This window comes from uncultured Pelagibacterium sp., from assembly GCF_963972885.1.
In the GTDB taxonomy this organism is placed as follows: Bacteria; Pseudomonadota; Alphaproteobacteria; order Rhizobiales; family Devosiaceae; genus Pelagibacterium; species Pelagibacterium nitratireducens.
This window is the reverse complement of record NZ_CAXAXY010000029.1, coordinates 13316-31763: the sequence shown is the minus strand read 5'-3', so window position 1 is coordinate 31763 and position 18448 is coordinate 13316. Positions and strand designations below refer to the sequence as shown.

At 61.0% G+C, this 18448-nt stretch carries 19 protein-coding genes; 6 read left to right on the top strand and 13 right to left on the bottom strand.

Annotated features, from left to right (window positions below; translation table 11 throughout):
- The first annotated feature begins 366 nt into the window (after positions 1-366).
- A complete protein-coding gene (locus AACZ55_RS07165; RefSeq protein WP_339644636.1) occupies positions 367-1542 on the top strand; it encodes a GGDEF domain-containing protein in 1176 nt (391 codons plus the stop codon).
- Positions 1543-1613: 71 nt separating this feature from the next.
- On the opposite strand, the gene AACZ55_RS07160 is transcribed toward AACZ55_RS07165, so the two are convergent.
- Both AACZ55_RS07160 and AACZ55_RS07155 read right to left on the bottom strand, forming a co-directional pair.
- Positions 1614-2417 carry an ATP-dependent Clp protease proteolytic subunit gene (locus AACZ55_RS07160; protein ID WP_338608470.1) on the bottom strand — a complete coding sequence of 268 codons (804 nt, stop codon included), beginning with the start codon at positions 2415-2417 and terminating at the stop codon, positions 1614-1616.
- Positions 2414-3781 (bottom strand): hypothetical protein, encoded by a 1368-nt coding sequence (locus AACZ55_RS07155; protein WP_339644634.1) that lies wholly within the window; start codon positions 3779-3781, stop codon positions 2414-2416. Before AACZ55_RS07155 ends, AACZ55_RS07160 begins: the two co-directional genes overlap by 4 nt.
- Positions 3782-3970: 189 nt before the next feature.
- On the opposite strand from AACZ55_RS07155, the gene AACZ55_RS07150 reads away from it, so the two are divergent.
- A complete protein-coding gene (locus AACZ55_RS07150; RefSeq protein ID WP_339644631.1) occupies positions 3971-4747 on the top strand; it encodes an MBL fold metallo-hydrolase in 777 nt (258 codons plus the stop codon).
- Positions 4748-4765: 18 nt separating this feature from the next.
- On the opposite strand, the gene AACZ55_RS07145 is transcribed toward AACZ55_RS07150, so the two are convergent.
- The 6 genes from AACZ55_RS07145 to AACZ55_RS07120 all read right to left on the bottom strand — a co-directional run bounded on the left by AACZ55_RS07145 (position 4766) and on the right by AACZ55_RS07120 (position 11838).
- Entirely contained in the window at positions 4766-5071 is a 306-nt protein-coding gene (locus AACZ55_RS07145) for an ATP-dependent Clp protease adaptor ClpS (protein WP_338608467.1), read from the bottom strand.
- 85 nt (positions 5072-5156) lie between these two features.
- Positions 5157-6983 (bottom strand): translational GTPase TypA, encoded by a 1827-nt coding sequence (typA, locus tag AACZ55_RS07140; RefSeq protein ID WP_339644626.1) that lies wholly within the window; start codon positions 6981-6983, stop codon positions 5157-5159.
- A gap of 295 nt (positions 6984-7278) precedes the next feature.
- On the bottom strand, positions 7279-7665 hold the full coding sequence (locus tag AACZ55_RS07135; protein ID WP_338608466.1) for a VOC family protein: 387 nt from the start codon (positions 7663-7665) through the stop codon (positions 7279-7281).
- A 45-nt stretch (positions 7666-7710) separates the two neighbouring features.
- Positions 7711-8316, bottom strand: a complete 606-nt coding sequence (locus AACZ55_RS07130; RefSeq protein WP_338608465.1) for a transcriptional regulator — start codon at positions 8314-8316, stop codon at positions 7711-7713.
- A 31-nt stretch (positions 8317-8347) separates the two neighbouring features.
- Complete coding sequence (locus AACZ55_RS07125; RefSeq protein ID WP_339644624.1) at positions 8348-10468, bottom strand: EAL domain-containing protein; 2121 nt, start codon at positions 10466-10468, stop codon at positions 8348-8350.
- Between the two features lie 140 nt (positions 10469-10608).
- Positions 10609-11838, bottom strand: coding sequence for an argininosuccinate synthase (locus AACZ55_RS07120; RefSeq protein ID WP_338608463.1), 1230 nt, complete (start codon positions 11836-11838; stop codon positions 10609-10611).
- Between the two features lie 154 nt (positions 11839-11992).
- Between AACZ55_RS07120 and AACZ55_RS07115 the strand changes: the two genes are divergently transcribed.
- The 3 genes from AACZ55_RS07115 (at position 11993) to AACZ55_RS07105 (ending at position 13772) form a co-directional block, all read left to right on the top strand.
- Positions 11993-12640: a LysE family translocator gene (locus AACZ55_RS07115; RefSeq protein WP_338608462.1), complete on the top strand. Its 648-nt coding sequence runs from the start codon at positions 11993-11995 to the stop codon at positions 12638-12640.
- A gap of 7 nt (positions 12641-12647) precedes the next feature.
- Positions 12648-13499 (top strand): 23S rRNA (adenine(2030)-N(6))-methyltransferase RlmJ, encoded by an 852-nt coding sequence (locus AACZ55_RS07110; protein WP_339644619.1) that lies wholly within the window; start codon positions 12648-12650, stop codon positions 13497-13499.
- Between the two features lie 75 nt (positions 13500-13574).
- Positions 13575-13772 carry a YqaE/Pmp3 family membrane protein gene (locus AACZ55_RS07105; RefSeq protein WP_339644616.1) on the top strand — a complete coding sequence of 66 codons (198 nt, stop codon included), beginning with the start codon at positions 13575-13577 and terminating at the stop codon, positions 13770-13772.
- Between the two features lie 9 nt (positions 13773-13781).
- Here the strand turns inward: AACZ55_RS07105 and AACZ55_RS07100 are convergent, their stop codons facing one another.
- From AACZ55_RS07100 to thpR, 5 genes are all read right to left on the bottom strand, one after another.
- Complete coding sequence (locus tag AACZ55_RS07100; protein WP_339644613.1) at positions 13782-14207, bottom strand: GNAT family N-acetyltransferase; 426 nt, start codon at positions 14205-14207, stop codon at positions 13782-13784.
- 8 nt (positions 14208-14215) lie between these two features.
- Positions 14216-15415: a 23S rRNA (adenine(2503)-C(2))-methyltransferase RlmN gene (rlmN, locus tag AACZ55_RS07095; RefSeq protein ID WP_339644610.1), complete on the bottom strand. Its 1200-nt coding sequence runs from the start codon at positions 15413-15415 to the stop codon at positions 14216-14218.
- Between the two features lie 125 nt (positions 15416-15540).
- Entirely contained in the window at positions 15541-16053 is a 513-nt protein-coding gene (locus tag AACZ55_RS07090; protein WP_339644607.1) for an invasion associated locus B family protein, read from the bottom strand.
- A 97-nt stretch (positions 16054-16150) separates the two neighbouring features.
- Positions 16151-16678, bottom strand: a complete 528-nt coding sequence (locus tag AACZ55_RS07085) for an invasion associated locus B family protein (RefSeq protein ID WP_338608456.1) — start codon at positions 16676-16678, stop codon at positions 16151-16153.
- 211 nt (positions 16679-16889) lie between these two features.
- The gene (gene thpR / locus AACZ55_RS07080) at positions 16890-17429 is read right to left on the bottom strand and encodes an RNA 2',3'-cyclic phosphodiesterase (protein ID WP_338608455.1); all 540 of its coding nucleotides are present in this window, start codon (positions 17427-17429) and stop codon (positions 16890-16892) included.
- Positions 17430-17677: 248 nt separating this feature from the next.
- On the opposite strand from thpR, the gene AACZ55_RS07075 reads away from it, so the two are divergent.
- A complete protein-coding gene (locus tag AACZ55_RS07075; protein WP_338608454.1) occupies positions 17678-18448 on the top strand; it encodes a Bax inhibitor-1/YccA family protein in 771 nt (256 codons plus the stop codon).

Here is an 18448-nt window from a genome sequence, read left to right as displayed (position 1 = left end):
GCCCGGGCGATCCGGACCTTCGTTTGCATCGGCGTTGAGCATATGCTGGTCGAAGGTAAGTCCCAAAAGGTGCTGGTCCTTGCCACCCGTGTCGGGCATGTCGGCCATGATCGGATTGCCGCCGCGGGCCTGTGTCCATTCCCTGATATCCTGAAGTTCGCTGAGCACTTTTGCCATTTCCGGGGTCTCCAATTGCCGCGCTTTGCCTGACAACGACGACCCCACCCCAAATGTTGCGACAAAGATGGGCTTGGCAGACCCAGGCCGAACGGGTTACGCCAATGTGCTGGGCTGTTCAGGGCGTGGCGCAATGACTTGCCCTTGTCCTAAAAAACAAGGGTGCCAACGAACTTTGGACTGCCTACCATGACTGGCGCGCTGCTTGTATTCTGGGTCATCGTGGCCCTGTGCACGATCAAATCGGGCGCATTTCTGGCTCTTGCGCACTTTGATCCCAAAAATCGCGGCGCTCTCTGGTTCTCGGGCGCCTTCGCCGCGGCCGCCATCAGTTTCCTCGGCGAAATCGTTCTGACCACCGGCATTTACCCCGGACCGACGCGCATGGTGATTGCCCTGGCCATGGTCGCGATGTTCATTCTTGTCGCTTACGGGCTGGCCACCCGCTACCGCATCGATCTGCACCCCGGCGGAGGCTGGGCCATAGCGGCCGCATCGGCCCTGCTCTACTGGCTTATCCTCGACCTGCCGCGTGAGGATTTCACCCGCCAGTTTCTCTACCAGATTCCCTATGCGCTCCTGAGCCTTCTTTCTCTGTCGGTCATCTGGCGCTCGCGCGCCAAGAAAACACTCGACTGGCTGTTCATCTGGCTCTTTCTCGTCCTTGCGCTCCATTTCATGGCCAAGCCCTTTCTCGCGCTCTGGACCGGCGGTGTCGGATCAACGGCTTCGGACTTCTCGACAACGGTTTACGCCGGCCTGTCGACGGCATCGGGAGCGGTCCTTCTGCTGATCCTGTCGACCAGCGGCCTGGCGCTCATGCTGAGCGACAGCGCAAGCCGCCTGATCCAGAAAGCCGAACGCGACGCCGAGACCGGCCTGCTCAACCGCGAGGGCTTTACCACTCATGCCGAACGGCGCGCGCTGGCGCTGACCGAGACCGAGGCAACCGAGCGCAACGATTTGACCCTGACCCTCATCGCCATCAAGGCGGGCGCGCCATCGCAGGCCGCCGCGATACCCTTAAAGGCGATGGCCGAACTGATCGCAGATCATGTATCGAGGGACGCATTGGTGGGACGCATGGCCGACCGCGACTTCGCCATCCTTTCTCCCCAGACCAATCTCATGGCGGCACGGCGAACCGCCGAGGGCCTGCGCCTTGCCGCCAGTGAACGGCTGAGCGCACCCGACCACCCCGTCACGCTGAGCATCGGAATCACCGAGCGCGAGAAGGGCGAGGTCTATGCCGATCTGCTGGCGCGCGGCCTGTGGGCGCTCGATGAGGCCGAAAGGGCCGGCGGCAATTGCGTGCGGCTGGCTGCACGGTCCAGCTTCGGCGTGGCCGCGATCCGGCAGGCCTAGAGCCTTGTTTTGTCGCGTGTTCGAACCGCAAAACCGGTTCCACTTTTGCTGGACACGCTCTAGAGCAAACGTCAGGACAGCGCGGCCAGCCGCGTCTGTTCCATCTCGTCCATGGTGAGGAAGTAAAGCCGGTCGGGCGGTGTTTCCATTGCATTGATCCAAACGAGCGGATCGATGCCCATTTCCTCCAGATAGCGCGCGATACGGGCCGAGACCGTCTGGGCATCGGACATCGCCTGAGCCGACCCGACTTCATCGCCGCCCGCGCCGGCATAAATCTGGTGCACACCGACCGCTGCGTTGTCGGAAACGATCCGATCCACCCCACCGGCCAGCACCAGCGGGCAGGACGACCCGCAAAGCGCACCATCGCCCACGGCGGTGCTAAAGCCGTTTTCCCGGATCAGCCTTCCAATGACCAGCGCATCTTCCACCGACCCGCCGGGCGAATTGAGCGCCACGGTTTCAACGTAACCGCCCCGCCTCTCGATCTCGTCGGCAAACCGGGTGGCGGCACCCGGAACAATGGTGCCCGAAAGCATGAGCACGCCGCCGCCGACCAATTCGATCGAAAGCGGTTCGGCAAGCTGTTCGGGTGGCGTCGTGATCTGTTCGAGTGGTCGATACGCGGGATTGTCGGGGTCGATTTCCGGGCGGTCGACGGCCGGCAACAGCGGATCGCCGGGCGCAACCGCCATATCGCCGGGTTGCATCGCGTTGAGGTCGAAATAGTCGCTCGCCAGAACCCATGCCGCACCGGCCAGCATGGCAAAGAACACGGTTTTGAGGATCGCTCCATCCTCGACCGCAGCGATCCGCGCGATAAACCCCCGTGTCGCGCCTTTTTGCGGCGCGGGAGTGCCAAGGCTGCTCATGATCGCGCCGGCCCGTCGCCGCGCTTGCGCTGGAAGGCGGGAATGGTGGTGACGGTATCGTCCTTGGCCTCGGTCTCCGTGACCTTATTCGCTTCGGCCCGCTCGGCCGTCTCGGGCTCAACAACCGGTTCGACTTCGGGTTCGTCTTCTGGCTCAAGCCGTTCCGATGGTACCGCGCTCGCCATCATCTGATTGTGCAGCGCCACAGCCCGCATCATGTCGGCGGCGGTCAGGGTTTCGGCATCGTCGAGCGCCTCGGCGTCGCGCCGCATGGCCTCGTGAGCCACCGCCAAAAGCAGAACCAGAACCACCGGCAAGAGATCGATGGAAATGGCGCCCGCCCAGGAGGGCAGGAAATCGGACGCATAGCGCAGCACGGCTTCGGCGCTCGAGAGCGGCACGAAGCGGCGCGGCTCGACGCGCGGTTCATCAATGATCGCCTGGGCCGCTTCGCTCAAAGCCGTGGACTGGGCCGCCACCGCCTCGCGGATATTGGCCATGGCCGCATCCTGACGCACCACGAGCCCGGCGCTCTGTCCATCGGCAACAGGGGCAATGAAGCCAAGCGAGAGATCTTCGGCGGCCCGCGCCACCGATGGCGCCACCGACGTTTCCTGCAGGGCGGCGATCGCCCCGGTCAGAGCGACGATCTCGGCGGCAAATTCATCGGCTCGCGGCTGCACGGCGCCCGGCGCCGATACCAGCTCGCGCATGACGCTCAGGCGCTCCGAGCCGGTCTGGAACAATTCGTTGACCCGGGCCTGCGAGTTGGAAATCGAAGCGCCCAGCGAAGTCATCTGGGCGCTCATCTGGCTTAAAAGCTGCACGACCGAGCCCGAGCCCGCCGATCCGGTCAAGGCGCCCCCGCTGCGCTCCTCATCGGCCAGCGTGGCAAACCGATCCGCCGCCCGCTGCACGTCGGGCAAGAGCGATTGCGCGCCCAGCGCATTGGCATGGGCAGCGTCGAGATCGCCGGTATAATCCTCCAGCGTCACCGCCATGTGCTGCTCGAGCGCGGCCGAACCGGCCAGCGCGGCGGCGTTGAGCCATGAACTCATGGCAACGATCATCACCGAACCGATGGCCATGACGACGGTCATGGCCAGACGCTGGCTCATGGTGCGCATGAGCGGCAGGAACCGCATCATGTAGCTCCAGAACACATAGATGCCGACCGACACCGCGACCGAGTAGATGATCGCGGCGAAAAACACGAAATTGGCGTCGCCGTCGAGAAGACCCCGCACCCCCAGATAGGTGTAAACCCCGCTGGCCAGCGCCAGAACCGCCAGGGCAAAGCGCGTGGTGGTTTCAAGACCCCTGATCGTCTGCCCGATGCGGGCGGCGTTGTTCTGGCTCGGCATTGAAAAATCCCCTGGGCCGCAGCCCGCGTCACACATATTAAGCCGAGCTTAACAGTCAAATGCCGGCAAAATCGAGATCAGTTTTGCCTGCAGAGTGCGCTCGCGCCATTGTGAATGGGCCAAGGCGATCCTTTCCCTGACCCGCGCGTTAGCATCATTGAGCAATTTTGCTGCCTGGAGGACGCGACCATGCCCATCACTCGCCGCCAGACCCTCGGCCTGGGATTATCCACCCTCGCCGCGCTTGGTGTCACCACCATTGTGCCCCGCACGGCTTTCGGCCAACAGCCCGAGGGCGATCTTTATCCATCCGACGCTGGCGATTTTTTCATCCATCCCATCTCCCACGCTTCGCTGGTGATCGAAACGCCATCGGGCGTGATCTATGTCGATCCGGTGGGTGGGGCCGAACTGTATTCCGATCTGCCACCCCCTGACCTGATCCTCATCACCCATGAGCATGGCGATCATTTCGACCTGCCCACGCTTGAGGCCCTGGTCGTCGATGGCACCGAGATCATTGCCAACCCGGCGGTCTTTGCCATGCTGCCCGAAGCGCTGACATCCAATGCCCGCGAAATGGCCAATGGCGACAGCGACAGTTTCGGCGACATCGAGATCGAAGCCATCCCGGCCTACAACACCACCGAGGACCGGCTCCAATACCACCCGCAAGGCCGCGACAATGGCTATATTCTCACCATCGGCGGCAAGCGCGTCTATATTGCCGGGGATACCGAAGACATTCCCGAAATGCGGGCGCTTGAAGATATCTCTGTTGCCTTCGTGCCCATGAACCTGCCCTTCACCATGACAGAAGAACAGGCGGCATCGGGCGTGGCAGCATTCCTGCCCACCTATGTCTATCCCTATCACTATCAGGAAAGCGACATCGACCTGTTCGAGCAATTGCTGATGGATGAAACAGGCGGCGGCACCGAGGTGGTGCGTGGCGAGTGGTATTGAGGTCGCTGTGACCGGGCCCTATTCTTCGGGCTCGGTCGTGACCATCAGCGGAAAGCCGAACTGCTGGGAGAGCTCGATGGCCTCTTCGGCCTTGGTTTCGGCAATTTCCTTGGTATAGACGGCAATGACCGCCGCGCCCTTCTGGTGCGCGGTCATCATGATCGATTCCGCCTGCGGCTCGCCGAGCCGGAAAACCGATTCGAGCACCTTCACCACGAACTCGCGCGGCGTGTAGTCGTCATTGATGAGAATGACCTTGTGCAGCTTGGGCCGCGCGGTCTTGAGCTTTGTCTGAGTGCGTTGCTTGGTCGAAGTATCGCTCATGACGGCACCTCTGAAATTATATGGGCGGAGCGGCCCTTTAACATAGGTCCGCTCCGCATAAATTCCAAATCAACTTCTATAAATTTCAGCCGGCCGCAGCTTCGGCTGCCGCGGCACGCGAAGCGCGTTTACGGTCGTGCGGATCGAGATGGATCTTGCGCAGGCGCACCGAATTGGGTGTCACCTCGACATATTCATCGTCGGCGATGTAGCTGAGAGCCTGTTCAAGGCTGAGCTTTTTCGGCGGTGTCAGCCGGATCGCCTCGTCTTTCGACGTGGTACGGATATTGGTGAGTTGCTTGCCCTTGAGGACGTTCACTTCGAGATCGTTTTCGCGATTGTGCTCGCCCACGATCATACCCTCGTAAACGTCCACGCCCGGATCGATCAGCATCGGTCCGCGATCTTCGAGGTTGAAGAGCGCATAGGCGACGGCCTGTCCGGTGGCGTTGGAAATCAGAACACCGGTGCGGCGCATGGGCAGCGGGCCCTTGAACGCCGAATATTCATGGAACACGCGGTTGAAAATCGCCGTGCCACGCGTATCGGACAGCAATTCACCCTGATAGCCGATCAGGCCACGGGTCGGAACGTAAAGCCGCACGCGGGTGCGCCCGGCGCCCGAGGGCCGCATTTCGACAAGTTCGCCGCGACGTTCGGTGAGCTTTTGCACGACGACCGAGGAAAATTCGTCATCGACGTCGATGATGACTTCTTCGATCGGCTCGAGCTTTTGCCCGTTTTCTTCGCGGAACAGCACCTTGGGGCGGCCAAGGCACAATTCGAACCCTTCGCGGCGCATGGTTTCGATCAGAACGCCGAGCTGGAGTTCGCCACGCCCAGCAACGTCGAAGCTGTCATTGTCATCGCCCGGTGTCACCCGGATCGCCACATTGCCTTCCGCTTCGCGCAGCAGCCGTTCGCGGATGACGCGGGACTGGACCTTGTCGCCTTCGCGGCCGGCCAGCGGGCCGTCATTGATCCTGAACGTGACCGACAGGGTGGGCGGATCGATAGGTTTTGCTTCAAGCGCTTCGGAGACCTGGGGCACGGCGATGGTGTTGGCAACAGTTGCGGTTTCAAGCCCCGCCAGCGCAACGATATCGCCGGCCTTGCCCTCTTCGATCGGCTCGCGCTCAAGACCACGGAAACCGAGAACTTTCGAGATTCGGCCCTTTTCGACAGTCTTGCCGTCGCGCGAGAGCGCATGGATCGAATCGCCGGGCTTGACCGAGCCCGAAAATACCCGGCCGGTCAGGATACGGCCCAGGAACGGGTTGCGCTCGATGGTGGTGACCAGCATCCGGAAGGGGCCGTCTTCGACCTTGGGCTCTTCGAAATGTTCGACCACCTTGTCGAGCAGCGGACCCATGGTTTCCTTTGAGCCGGACGGATCGTCGGCCATCCAGCCCTGCTTGGCCGAACCGTAAAGAACGGGGAAGTCGAGCTGTTCGGGGGTGGCGTCCAGCGACACGAAGAGATCGAAAATCTCGTCGAGCACTTCGTTGTGCCGTTCTTCTGGCTTGTCGATCTTGTTGATCGCAACGATGGGGCGAAGGCCGATCTTGAGCGCTTTCGACAGCACGAACTTGGTCTGCGGCATCGGGCCTTCGGCCGCGTCCACAAGGATAACCGCGCCATCGACCATCGACAGGATACGCTCGACTTCGCCGCCGAAATCGGCGTGGCCTGGCGTATCGACGATATTGATCCGCGTGTCCTTCCAGTTCAGCGACGTGACCTTGGCCAGAATGGTGATGCCGCGCTCTTTTTCCAGATCGTTGGAATCCATGACGCGTTCATCGACGCGCTGGTTGTCGCGGAAGGTGCCGGACTGCCGCAGCAGGACGTCGATCAACGTCGTTTTGCCATGGTCAACGTGGGCAATGATCGCAATATTGCGCAAGCTCATAAGGGGGCCAGCCATTTTCGGGATTTACCGGAGTGTTTCCAGCCAAAGTGGCACCCACTTTTGCGGTTCGGAAACGCGACGAAGTAAATAATGTGGCTGCCCATACCCTACGATGGCCCGTCAAACAAGGAAAAACGGCGCAGGGCTGGCATGCGCGGGGGCAAAACGGGCTGCCTCCACGCCAGATCAGAGTGCTTCCAGGACAAATGGCTTCCACTTATCCGGTTCGGAAGCGCGACAAACAAAGACGAGGATCGTTGCGCCGTTTCCATGAAACGGCAAAATGATCAGAGCCCTATTTCAGCGACCGCGGAAGGTCTTGGGACTGCCAGAGCCCCAGACCAAAGCCATCGGGGTCCAGAAAGTCGGCACTCCAGCCGCCCGGAGCTTCGGAAACCGGGGTGACGATGGTCACGCCCTTTTCGGCCAGCGCAGCGACCACATCGTCGATGCCGCCGTCCCGCAGATCGAAAACCAGCGCCGGCGTGTTGCCGCGCTTGCCCTCCTGCTCGAAAAAGATCGCCTCGAAGCCGCCCTCGAACGCGGCGGCCAGCCAGAACGGCTCGGCGCCCTCGCGGCGCTGGATATCGATCCCCAGCACATCGCGATAGAACGCTTCGGTGCGCATGATGTCGGACACATAAAACACAAGGCTGGGCGCGCCAAGTTTGGGCATTGTCATGGTGGACTCCTCGAAAACGGGTTGAAACACCCCTCGTTGCCGCGCTCACCCCTTTTGTGAGGCGGGCCGCGATGACCGAACGACAAAAACATGCCCGTCAGGGTCGTGGCTGGCAAAAGCGCCGCCGTGGCGTTGCAGCGCCGGAAGCAGGCCGTCCCTTATGGTGCCATAAGCCAGATCGAGATTGAGCCCGATCATTTCGGCCGGCATGGCAACGCCCTTTTTCCCCAAAGCCAACTTGAGGGCGCGAATGCGCTGCCGCAACGCGGTATCGGGCAGATCGAGCAGATAGGCGATTTCCGCTTTGGAATGACCCGAGAGTGCAAGCGCGGCGATGACCCGCAAACCCCTGGGCAAATCGGCGAGGATGACGTTAAGGGCATCGCCCTGCGGCGCGGAAACCCGATGGTGCTCGCCCTGCCATTTCGCCTCGCGTTCACGCCGGCGGGCGGCCGAGCGGGCGTCGAACGCCGAACGCTTGCGAATGGCGCCGGCCATCCAGCGGCGATCCGAAGAGTTCGAAAAATCATTGCGCCCCGCCGCAACCGCTGCGATCAGAACCTCCTGGACGACGTCCTCGGCCTCATCGACCCGCCGGGCATGGCGCCGCGCCAGGGCGAGCAGTTCGGCATAGGGGACACTCCGGCGCATGGCCTTTTGGCTTTCCGTCTCGCGAATGGGTTCAGGCACTCTTTCTGGGCGCGTCGCTTTTTTCTGCTTCAAGCAGGGCCAGCATAGTCGCACCATCGACGGGCGGCGAGAAGAAATAACCCTGCACCTGCGTGCAGCCCTCGGCACGCACGACGGCGAGCTGTTCTGCCGTCTCAACGCCCTCGGCAACCGTGGTCATGCCCAGATTGTTGCCCAGTGAGATCATGGCACCCAGAATGGCGCGGCTGTCGGCCTTGGTGGCCACATCGGCCATGAACGAGCGATCGATCTTGATCTTGTCGAACGGAAAGGCCCGCAGATAAGAGAGCGATGAATAGCCAGTCCCGAAATCGTCCATGGCCACCCGCACGCCCAGCCCGCGCAGCGCCAGCAGCAGGTCGAGATTGGACTGGCTGTTTTCGAGCAGCAGGGATTCGGTGATCTCCAGCTCAAGGCGACTAGCGTCGAGACCGGCCGCCTTGAGCGCCGCCCTTATGGTGGCGATCAGATCGGGGCGCTTGAACTGGATGGGCGAAAGATTGACGGCGACCCGCACATGGCCGGGCCAGCGCGCTGCCGCCCTTGCCGCCGCCTCCAGTATCCAGCCGCCGATGGCGTGAATGATCCCGGTTTCTTCGGCAATGGGAATGAATTCGACCGGGGAGATGGGCCCAAGCTGGGGATGGTCCCAGCGCATCAAGGCCTCGGCGGCCACGACTGTGTTGGTTTGAAGCGATACGATGGGCTGAAAAACCACCGAAAGTCCATTATTGGCCAGAGCGTCGCGCAGCCCGGTTTCCAGCGTCCGGCGACGCTGCAGCGTCGCATCCATGCCCGCTTCGAAAAAGTGGTATGTGCCGCGGCCCTCCGATTTCGCCCGAAGCAGGGCCAGGTCGGCATTGTTCATGATCGCATCGGTGGTCTTGCCGTCACCCGGCGCGACCGCGATACCGATCGAGGTCGAGAGCTTTATCGTTTTGCGGCCGAACACGATAGGCTCGCCAATCGCCTTGACGAGAGCCCGCGCCAGATCGGCCGCCTCGTGAGGCACACCGACGCTGGGCATCAGGACGCTGAACTCATCCCCGCCCAGTCGGGCCACGATGCCACGTGACCCGACGGCGTGAGACAACCGCTCGGCGATCTTGCGCAGCACCTTGTCGCCAATGGCATGGCCCTCGCTGTCGTTGACGGCCTTGAAATGATCGATATTGACCGCAAGCAGCGCCGGCTGTTTGCCGTGTTCGAGCCCCTTGAGCACGGTTTCGAGTTCCTCGCGGAACAGCCCGCGATTGGGCAGGTCGGTCAGCGCATCATGGGTTGCCATGTGCCGCATGCGCGCTTCGGCAGCGAGCTGGTCGGTGATGTCCTCATGGGTGGTGACCACACCGCCGCCGCTCAGCGGCTGGTGGCGTAGCGAGATGAAGGTTCCGTTGGCCATCTTGACCACTTCGCGCACGAACCGCCCGCCCGTCAGGATCTTCTGGCGCTCGGTGCGATAGGCATCGCGATCGACCGGGGCGTGCATGTTGGTCTTGCGGCGGTGCTCCAGGATATCATCGAAGTTTGCGCCGGGGCGGGCAAGCTCGGGGGGCAGGCCATACATCGAGACAAATTCCGCATTGCAGGTGACCAGCCGGAAATCGTTGTCGAACATCGACAGGCCCTGCGAGATGTTGTTGATCGCCGCATCGAGCAGCGCATACTGGCGCTCGAGTTCGCGCTTGCGTTCGCTCATCATATCCGAGCGGGCAATCTCTTCGGTGACATCCTCATGGGTGACCACCCAGCCAAGGCCCGGGGCAAAGATATGGGCGGTTTCCAGCGTGCGATGCGATGCCGTCAGCTCGAGATTGACGGCGCGAAGACCCGAGCGGTTGCCCATAAGTTCGGCGGTATAGGCATCGTAAAAGCTTTTAGGATCGGTATCGGGATGATTGCCCAGAGCGGTTGAAAGCGCGACGACTTCGAAAAGGCTCATGCCGCGCCGGATCGACTTGCGCGGAAAGCCGTAGATATCGAGATAGTGCTGGTTCCACATGACCAGTTCGAAATCCGCGCTCCAGACGCAAAATCCGAACGGAATCGTTTGCAGTGCCGCATCAAGCAGCAATGCTTCAGCGCTATGCTCAGAGGTCGGCTCACGCACCATCTTGCCGTTCTTTCCCCAAGGCCGATGGGGGCAAAGACTAGCCGTGAGCACTTAAAGAGATTTTAAGGGCGCCGCAAAATGGTCAAATTTGAGCGGGTGGGCGGCACCAGAGCGAATATCGTCCTGGTCCCGCCGTTCCTTTACTGACCGCGGGCCAGGCGCAGCTTGCGCGCGCCAAAAGTTTTCAGCCGCAGCCCATTGAGCTTGATAAAGCCCTCGGCATCATGGTGGTCATAGGTCCCGGTGCCCTCTTCGAAGGTGACGAGATCTTCCGAATAGAGCGAGTTTGGCGAAGAACGCCCCACCACATTGGCCGAGCCCTTGTAGAGCTTGAGAGTGACCTCGCCGGCCACCAATTCCTGGCTCTTGTCGATCAGCGCCTGGAGCATTTCGCGCTCGGGGGAATACCACAAGCCATTATAGATCAACTCCGCATAACGGGGCATGATCTCGTCCTTGAGATGCGCCGCGCCGCGATCGAGCGTGATCGATTCAATGCCGCGATGGGCCGCGAGCAGGATCGTTCCGCCCGGCGTCTCGTAAATGCCGCGGCTCTTCATGCCCACAAAACGGTTTTCGACCAGATCGAGGCGACCGATGCCGTGCTTGCCACCCAGTTCGTTGAGCCTGGTGAGCAAGCTGGCGGGCGACAGTCTTTCGCCATCGACCGAAACCGCATCGCCCTTTTCGAACCCGATGGTGATGGTTTGCGGCGTATCGGGGGCGTCCACGGGATCGACGGTGCGCTGATAAACGTAATCGGGGGCTTCGATGGCCGGGTCTTCGAGCACTTTGCCTTCAGAGGACGTGTGCAACAAATTGGCGTCGACCGAGAACGGCGCTTCGCCGCGCTTGTCTTTTGGCACCGGGATCTGGTTCTGTTCGGCAAATTCGATGAGCCGTGTACGGCTCTGAAGATCCCATTCGCGCCAGGGGGCGATCACCCGAATACCCGGATTGAGCGCATAGGCGGAAAGCTCGAACCGCACCTGATCGTTGCCCTTGCCCGTCGCGCCGTGCGCCACGGCATCGGCGCCGGTCGCCTCGGCGATTTCGACGAGGCGTTTGGCGATCAGCGGGCGGGCGATCGAGGTGCCCAAGAGATAAACGCCTTCATAAAGCGCATTGGCGCGGAACATGGGAAAAACGAAATCGCGCACGAACTCTTCGCGCAGGTCCTCGATATAGATTTCCTTGATGCCCATCATCTCAGCGCGCTGGCGGGCCGGTTCGAGCTCTTCGCCCTGCCCCAGATCGGCGGTGAAAGTCACCACCTCGCAGTCATAGACCTGCTTGAGCCATTTGAGGATGATGGAGGTATCGAGCCCCCCCGAATAGGCGAGGACGACTTTATTGATGTCTTTGCTCATGGCGTGACCGATAACCGCTTTGATGGCTCAGGATAAGTTGGCGCGACACTAATCAGATCGCGCCCGGCCTGTCCATATTGCCGCAAAAATCGGGTTGCGAAGCGCATCGCGCACGCGCATGGTCTGCCCCGTTCTGATTTTGCGGATACGCGCCATGCTGGTCTATGCTCCCGACCTTTCGATCATTCTCGCTTTCGCCCTTGCCGCCATCGTTCTGGCCATAACGCCCGGGCCGGACATGGCGCTGTTTATTTCCCGAACCGTCAATTTCGGGTCCAGACACGGGTTTGCGACGGTGGCCGGCGCGGTCACGGGGATTGCCGTGCACACAATGCTGGCGGCTTTCGGCATTTCCATCCTGATCGTTACGGCACCGGCGGCCTTCTGGACGCTCAAAATCGCCGGTGCGGTCTATCTGCTCTGGCTTGCCTTTGCCGCAATTCGCTCGGGGACGGGGCTGACGGTAGCGCGCGCCTCCGGCAAGGTGCCCAGCCTTAAAAACTCCTATCTGACGGGGTTGGGCATCAATCTGACCAATCCCAAGGTGGCGCTGTTTTTCGTGACGTTCCTGCCCCAGTTCGTTTCGGCAGCAGACCCGCATGCGGCGGCCAAGCTGATCTTTCTGGGTGTTGAATTCGTGGTTCTCTCCCTGCCCATCGTCATCGCCATCGTGTTCGGTGCGAAATGGCTGACCGAAACACTGATGCGCTCGACGCGAATTCAAAAGGCCCTCAACTGGTCATTTGCCGCCGTCTTTGCCGCCTTTGCTGTAACCATCCTGACGGCCGAAGCCAGAAAATAGCCCGCCCATGAACTATCGCCACGCCTTCCATGCGGGCAATTTCGCAGATGTGGTCAAACACATTATCCTCACCCGCATCCTTGCCTATCTGATGCGCAAGGAGGCTGCGTTTCGGGTGATCGATACCCATGCCGGCGTCGGCCTCTACGACCTTCTCGGTGATGAAGCCGGCAGAACCGGCGAATGGCGCGAGGGGATCGCACGCCTGATGGCCGCTGAATTGCCCGAACCAGTGGCAGGACTGGTGGCGCCCTATCTGGCGGCGGTAGCGGCACAGAACTCCGACGGCCAATTGCGCCATTATCCCGGCTCGCCCTTTATCACCCGGCACATGCTGCGCGATCAGGACCGGCTGATGGCGCTCGAGTTGCATCCCGCCGACGCCGAAGCGCTCAGGGAAAATTTCGCGGGCGACATCCAGACACGGGTGACCCAGCTCGATGGCTGGGCCGCGATCGGCACCCATTTGCCGCCCAAGGAAAAACGCGGCCTCGTGCTGGTCGACCCACCCTTCGAGGTCAAGGGCGAGTTCGAGCGCATGACCCAGGCGCTGGTCAAGGCCCATGCGCGCTGGCCGGGCGGCACCTATGCCTTCTGGTATCCGATCAAGGATCCAAGGGATGTCCAATCCTACGCAAAGGCCTTAAGGGCGACATCAATTGCCAAGATCCTGCGTCTCGAATTGACCATACGGCTGCCCTCAACGCCGCCGCGCCTGCACGGCACCGGCATGGTGGTGGTCAATCCGCCTTTCGTGCTCGAAGAGGAAATGCGGACGCTATTGCCGATCCTTGCCGGGCTGCTGGCCGATGAGGGGCGCGGCCGGTTCCACATCGAGTGGATACGGGGCGAGGGCTAGCTGACAGGGAACGGACTTGCCCTTCCCGGACTTATCCCCATATTCCAAGCACTTTCAGATTATGGGACCGCAAATATGACCTTTGGTGATTTCATCCGGATCTTGTTGTCGATCCTCATTCCCCCGCTCGGCGTCTTCCTGCGCGTCGGGTTCGGCCTGCAGTTCTGGCTCAACATCGTGCTGACCCTGCTCGGCTACATCCCCGGCCTGATCCACGCCATCTGGATCATTGCCAGCCACCGCACGCGCGAGGACGTGTCCTTCCGGCGCTAAGGCCGGACCTCAACGATCGCCGAGGTCGAATTCGTAATAGGCCATATCCTGCCCCTTGCCGTCGAGCGCCGCATAAAGCGCTTTGGCGGGACCATTGTCCTGTTCGGTTCCGACCCACGCATATTTGACGCCGCGTTGACGCGCGGCATCGAAAAGCTTTGTCATCAACAGCTTGGCGATACCCTGCCGCTGATGGCCTTCGGCCACTCCAATTTCGTTGACAAAGAATTCGAGCGGCTTGTCGGGATGGAAATAATAAAGGCCCGTCGCCATGCCCACGACCCCGCCCTCGTCGCTGGCCAAAGCGATGAGATAATCGGGATGGGCCAGATAGGCTTTGGCGAGATCGGGCTGGATGGGTCCATCAAACACCGAAGTGTCCGCCGACAGCAAAAGGTCGAGATCGGTTTCGTCGAGCAGTTTGACGGTGATCATGGTGCTCCTCAGAGCATGAAGGCCTCGCGGTCCTTCTTCTTGAGCCGTTCGGTCTCCGATTTGAGCTGCCCGCAGGCGGCGAAGATATCGCGGCCGCGCGGCGTCCTGACGGGCGAGGCATAGCCGGCCCGGTTGACGATATCGGCAAACGATTCGATCCGGTCCCAGTCCGAGCATACATAGTTCGAACCCGGCCAGGGATTGAACGGGATCAGATTGATCTTGGCCGGAATTTTGGCCAGAAGCCGCACCAGTTCGCGCGCGTCGGCGTCGGAATCGTTGATGCCCTTGAGCATTACATATTCGAATGTGATGCGCTTGGCGTTGGAAACCCCCGGATAGGTCCGGCAGGCCTCAAGCAATTCCTCGAGCGGCCATTTCTTGTTGATCGGCACCAGAACGTCGCGCAGATCATCGCGCACGGCATGGAGCGAAATGGCCAGCATGACCCCGATTTCAGAGCCCGTTGGCTCGATCTGGGGCACGACGCCAGAGGTCGAGAGCGTGATGCGGCGCTTGGAGAGCGAAAGCCCTTCTCCGTCCGAAGCTATGAGCAGTGCCTGCTTGACGTTCTCGTAATTGTAGAGCGGCTCGCCCATGCCCATCATCACGATATTGGTGATGGCACGGCTTTCCCCATGCGGCACCAGCCCGTCGGTGGGCCGGACGCCACCGGGAAAATCCCCGAGCCGTTCGCGCGCCATCATCACCTGGCCGAGAATTTCTCCGGCGGTAAGATTGCGGACGAGCTTCTGGGTGCCGGTATGACAGAACGAACATGTGAGCGTGCAGCCCACCTGCGAGGAAACGCACAACGTTCCGCGATCGGATTCGGGAATATAAACGGTTTCGACTTCGACCGGCGGCATGTTGGGATGTGCCGGATCGCGAAAGCGGAACAGCCATTTGCGCGTGCCGTCGTTGGAAACCTGTTCGGAAACGATTTCGGGGCGCCCGATGGTGAAGGCCTGGGCCAGATCGGCGCGCAACCCCTTTGCGATATTGCTCATGGCCCCGAAATCGGTGGCCCCGTTCACATACATCCAGTTCCAGAGCTGGCTGGCCCGCATGCGCGAATCGCGCTCGGAAAGCCCGGTATCGGCCAGTCGCGCGCTGATCTGCTGTTTGGAAAGACCCAGCAGATCGATCGGTCCGGATTTTTGCGGACGCGGCACGGATCCATGATCGATATTGAGCGCCAGACTCATGGGCGGTAGTTCCAGAAAAATTGTGAGGGTTCGCGGTATATGGATCTGGGCGTGCCAGATTCAAGCTGGCAGCGCGCGTCCAGGCCAGCCTCTAGCACAATCAGCCAATGAGCGCAAAGCCGGCGCTAACAGGCCCCATCCATCGAGCGCCCGGCGGCCGTGGCTCCGGAAAGCGAAAACGTCTGGCGAATGCTCTGGCCGTCGGCGCTGGTGCCGGTCACCGACATGGTGGATCCGGCGCGAATGGCCTGTACGGCATTTGCCGACTGGGACGGGTCAGCCATCCAGGCAGCGTCGCCTTCGGTAAAGAGCTCGAAGTCCTGGCTGCCCGCGGTCAGCGTCGCGCTGCTCTCGGGGGCAAATTGATATCCGGAAACCAGATTGATTTCCGAGCGTATGCCCTGCGCCGGGCGGTGGGTGATATAGAAGTAGGCTTCCGTAAATCCGGCCGGGATGGGCTCGGTGCTGGTGGGACGCGAAAGCACGAAACAGATCTGCCCCGCGCTTTCGGCCGTCGCATAGGCCGTCCAGGCATTGTGTTCGCCCAGAATGCGCACCGACTGCCCCACAGCTGGCGACAGCCAGACCCCTGTCACGATAGCGGCAAGGGCAACAATATTGGCGAAACGCGATGCCATCAAAAATAGTCCTAAATGATCTGGGCCGGTTCAAATGCAAAAGGCCGGGCGGACCCGACCTTTGCCAAATTGCCGCTTTTTAGGCAAGCGGGTCGGGCTATTGAGGGCATTCCTCATTAGCCTCGTTGAGGGCGGCGGTAACCCCGCGCAGCGAATAGGTATCGACTGTATCTGTGCCGCGCTGGGAGGTGGCGCGAACCACCATGTTCGATCCCGCCCGCATGGCGCCGACAAATCCCGGCTCATCCTCAATGGAGGCCAGCCAGCCCGATTCCCCCTGGGTCACCATGGGATATGACCGCCCATCGACCGACACCGAAGCATTGGCGTTGGTTTCATGGATCGGATAGCCCACGATCGTCGCCACCTCGTTGCGGTTGGTGGGCCGGATGGTGACGATGAAATGGATCGCCCCGCGGTTGACGTTTGTGGGTTCGCTCGTCTGGGGTGTCGAGGAGATGTAGCAGATCTTGCCGCCACCATCGGTATCGGTCCACGCCGTCCAGAAGTCGAAGGTTCCCAGATTGTCGGCGGCAAAGGCCGCCGGGCTGGCACAAAGCACGACCGCACCGGACACCAGAGCGGCTGCCGTGCGGCGGATGTGGCTGCGAAACGATGAATTCATCGCCAAACCCTTCCCCTTAATTCTCTCGTAAATGCACATGACTGCCGCTCTTTCTGCACCCATTATGGTTACCAAGGAGCAAATACGCGCGGCATTTCCCGACCGGGACACAAACTAGGGATGAATTTGGCCGGAATTGGGCCTGATCAACCTCAAATCTGTGTGTGATTTATGGCCCGGCGCGACTGAACGCGGGCTGAATGAACAGGCCCTAGGCGGCCAGCGGATAATCCTGCTCGACGATATAGGGCCCACCACCCACCGAATCCCGGCTCGAGAACACCACGAACTCGTCGACGGAAAACCGCATGGGTGCAAAATGCCCAGCCTGGGCAATATGGCGCGCCAGATCACCTGGACCGGTATCGCGCAGGCGCGCCAGCGTGACATGGGGAATGAACTTGCGTCCGTCGGGGTTGAGCCCGACGCGCTGCAGCAGCCTTTCCTGACTCGCTTGCAGGCGCATCAGGGGCTCGGAGGGTTCGATGGCTGCGTAAAGCGCCCGCGGCTTATTGCCGCCGAAAACGCCAAGATGGGAAATGGTCAGATCGAAGGGTTCGACATCGGCATGCATTTCGAGCGCATCGAACACCTCGGTTGCCATTCGATGATCTATATCGCCGATGTAACGCAGAGTGACGTGATAATTTTCCGGATCGATCCAGCGGGCGCCAGACAGCCCGCCCCGCTTGAGCGAGAGGACGAATGCAATATCCTCGGGGATCTGCAAACCGGTAAACAGCCTGGGCATGAGCGAAAGCCCTCCATGTCCCGGCCGACCGGCCCGATCCGGCGCGGCCGAATCAAAGCCTATCACATCCATGCTGGCCGGCGATCAAAAACCCGTCAGCCCTCGGTGAGACCTGCTTTGGTCGACCGGTTTCGCTTGTAATTTCAACGCCCCATCTCCATATTAATCGGCAACTGGCAGGGCCAGGAACGGCATGGGGCCGCTCTGGTTGCTAGATAGCCAATTTTTAACTGAGGATGGAACGGAAAATGGCACAATACGACCGTCAGACCGTCGCCGGGCGCGTAGGCACGGCCGCCGCCATCGACGAGGGTCTGCGCAGCCACATGCTGCGCGTTTACAATTACATGGGCATCGGCCTTGTGGTCACCGGCCTGATCGCTTTCTTCGGCAACCAGCTGGCCGTCACCGCAGACTCCACTGCAGCCGCGGCCCAGATGGCCAATGGCACATATCTGACCCAGTGGGGCGTTCTGCTCTACACCAGCCCCTTGATGTGGGTCGTGGCGCTGTCTCCGCTCGCCTTTGTGCTGGTGCTCTCGTTCGGCATCAACAAGCTCTCCTTCGGCGCCGCGCAGGCAACCTTCTGGGGCTTTGCCGCCCTTATGGGGTTGTCCCTCTCGTCGATTTTTCTGGTCTATACGGACGCTTCGATCGCCAAGGTGTTCTTCATCACCGCCGCCATGTTCGGCTCGATGAGCCTTTATGGCTACACGACCAAGCGTGACCTGACCGGAATGGGTTCGTTCCTGATGATGGGCCTGATCGGCATCATCATCGCCATGGTGGTCAATATCTTCCTGCAGAGCTCGGCTCTCGAATTCGCCATCTCGGCGATCGGCGTGGTGATCTTTGTGGGCCTGACCGCCTATGACACCCAGAAGATCAAGGAAGCCTATGCCGAAAATATCGGTCACGAAGGCCTGGGCAAGCTCGCCATCATGGGCGCGCTGACCCTGTATCTCGACTTCATCAACCTGTTCCTGATGCTGCTGCGTCTGTTCGGCAATCGCGAATAG

Coding starts and splice junctions, on each gene's coding strand:
- AACZ55_RS07150 (WP_339644631.1), top strand. CDS start 3,971: ATGCCCATCACTCGCCGCCAGACCCTCGGCCTGGGATTATCCACCCTC.
- AACZ55_RS07075 (WP_338608454.1), top strand. CDS start 17,678: ATGGCACAATACGACCGTCAGACCGTCGCCGGGCGCGTAGGCACGGCC.
- AACZ55_RS07135 (WP_338608466.1), bottom strand. CDS start 7,665: ATGACAATGCCCAAACTTGGCGCGCCCAGCCTTGTGTTTTATGTGTCC.
- AACZ55_RS07130 (WP_338608465.1), bottom strand. CDS start 8,316: ATGCGCCGGAGTGTCCCCTATGCCGAACTGCTCGCCCTGGCGCGGCGC.
- AACZ55_RS07160 (WP_338608470.1), bottom strand. CDS start 2,417: ATGAGCAGCCTTGGCACTCCCGCGCCGCAAAAAGGCGCGACACGGGGG.
- AACZ55_RS07090 (WP_339644607.1), bottom strand. CDS start 16,053: ATGGCATCGCGTTTCGCCAATATTGTTGCCCTTGCCGCTATCGTGACA.
- AACZ55_RS07115 (WP_338608462.1), top strand. CDS start 11,993: ATGCTGGTCTATGCTCCCGACCTTTCGATCATTCTCGCTTTCGCCCTT.
- AACZ55_RS07085 (WP_338608456.1), bottom strand. CDS start 16,678: ATGAATTCATCGTTTCGCAGCCACATCCGCCGCACGGCAGCCGCTCTG.
- AACZ55_RS07165 (WP_339644636.1), top strand. CDS start 367: ATGACTGGCGCGCTGCTTGTATTCTGGGTCATCGTGGCCCTGTGCACG.
- rlmN (WP_339644610.1), bottom strand. CDS start 15,415: ATGAGTCTGGCGCTCAATATCGATCATGGATCCGTGCCGCGTCCGCAA.
- AACZ55_RS07155 (WP_339644634.1), bottom strand. CDS start 3,781: ATGCCGAGCCAGAACAACGCCGCCCGCATCGGGCAGACGATCAGGGGT.
- AACZ55_RS07120 (WP_338608463.1), bottom strand. CDS start 11,838: ATGAGCAAAGACATCAATAAAGTCGTCCTCGCCTATTCGGGGGGGCTC.
- AACZ55_RS07145 (WP_338608467.1), bottom strand. CDS start 5,071: ATGAGCGATACTTCGACCAAGCAACGCACTCAGACAAAGCTCAAGACC.
- AACZ55_RS07100 (WP_339644613.1), bottom strand. CDS start 14,207: ATGATCACCGTCAAACTGCTCGACGAAACCGATCTCGACCTTTTGCTG.
- thpR (WP_338608455.1), bottom strand. CDS start 17,429: ATGCCCAGGCTGTTTACCGGTTTGCAGATCCCCGAGGATATTGCATTC.
- AACZ55_RS07105 (WP_339644616.1), top strand. CDS start 13,575: ATGACCTTTGGTGATTTCATCCGGATCTTGTTGTCGATCCTCATTCCC.
- typA (WP_339644626.1), bottom strand. CDS start 6,983: ATGAGCTTGCGCAATATTGCGATCATTGCCCACGTTGACCATGGCAAA.
- AACZ55_RS07110 (WP_339644619.1), top strand. CDS start 12,648: ATGAACTATCGCCACGCCTTCCATGCGGGCAATTTCGCAGATGTGGTC.
- AACZ55_RS07125 (WP_339644624.1), bottom strand. CDS start 10,468: ATGGTGCGTGAGCCGACCTCTGAGCATAGCGCTGAAGCATTGCTGCTT.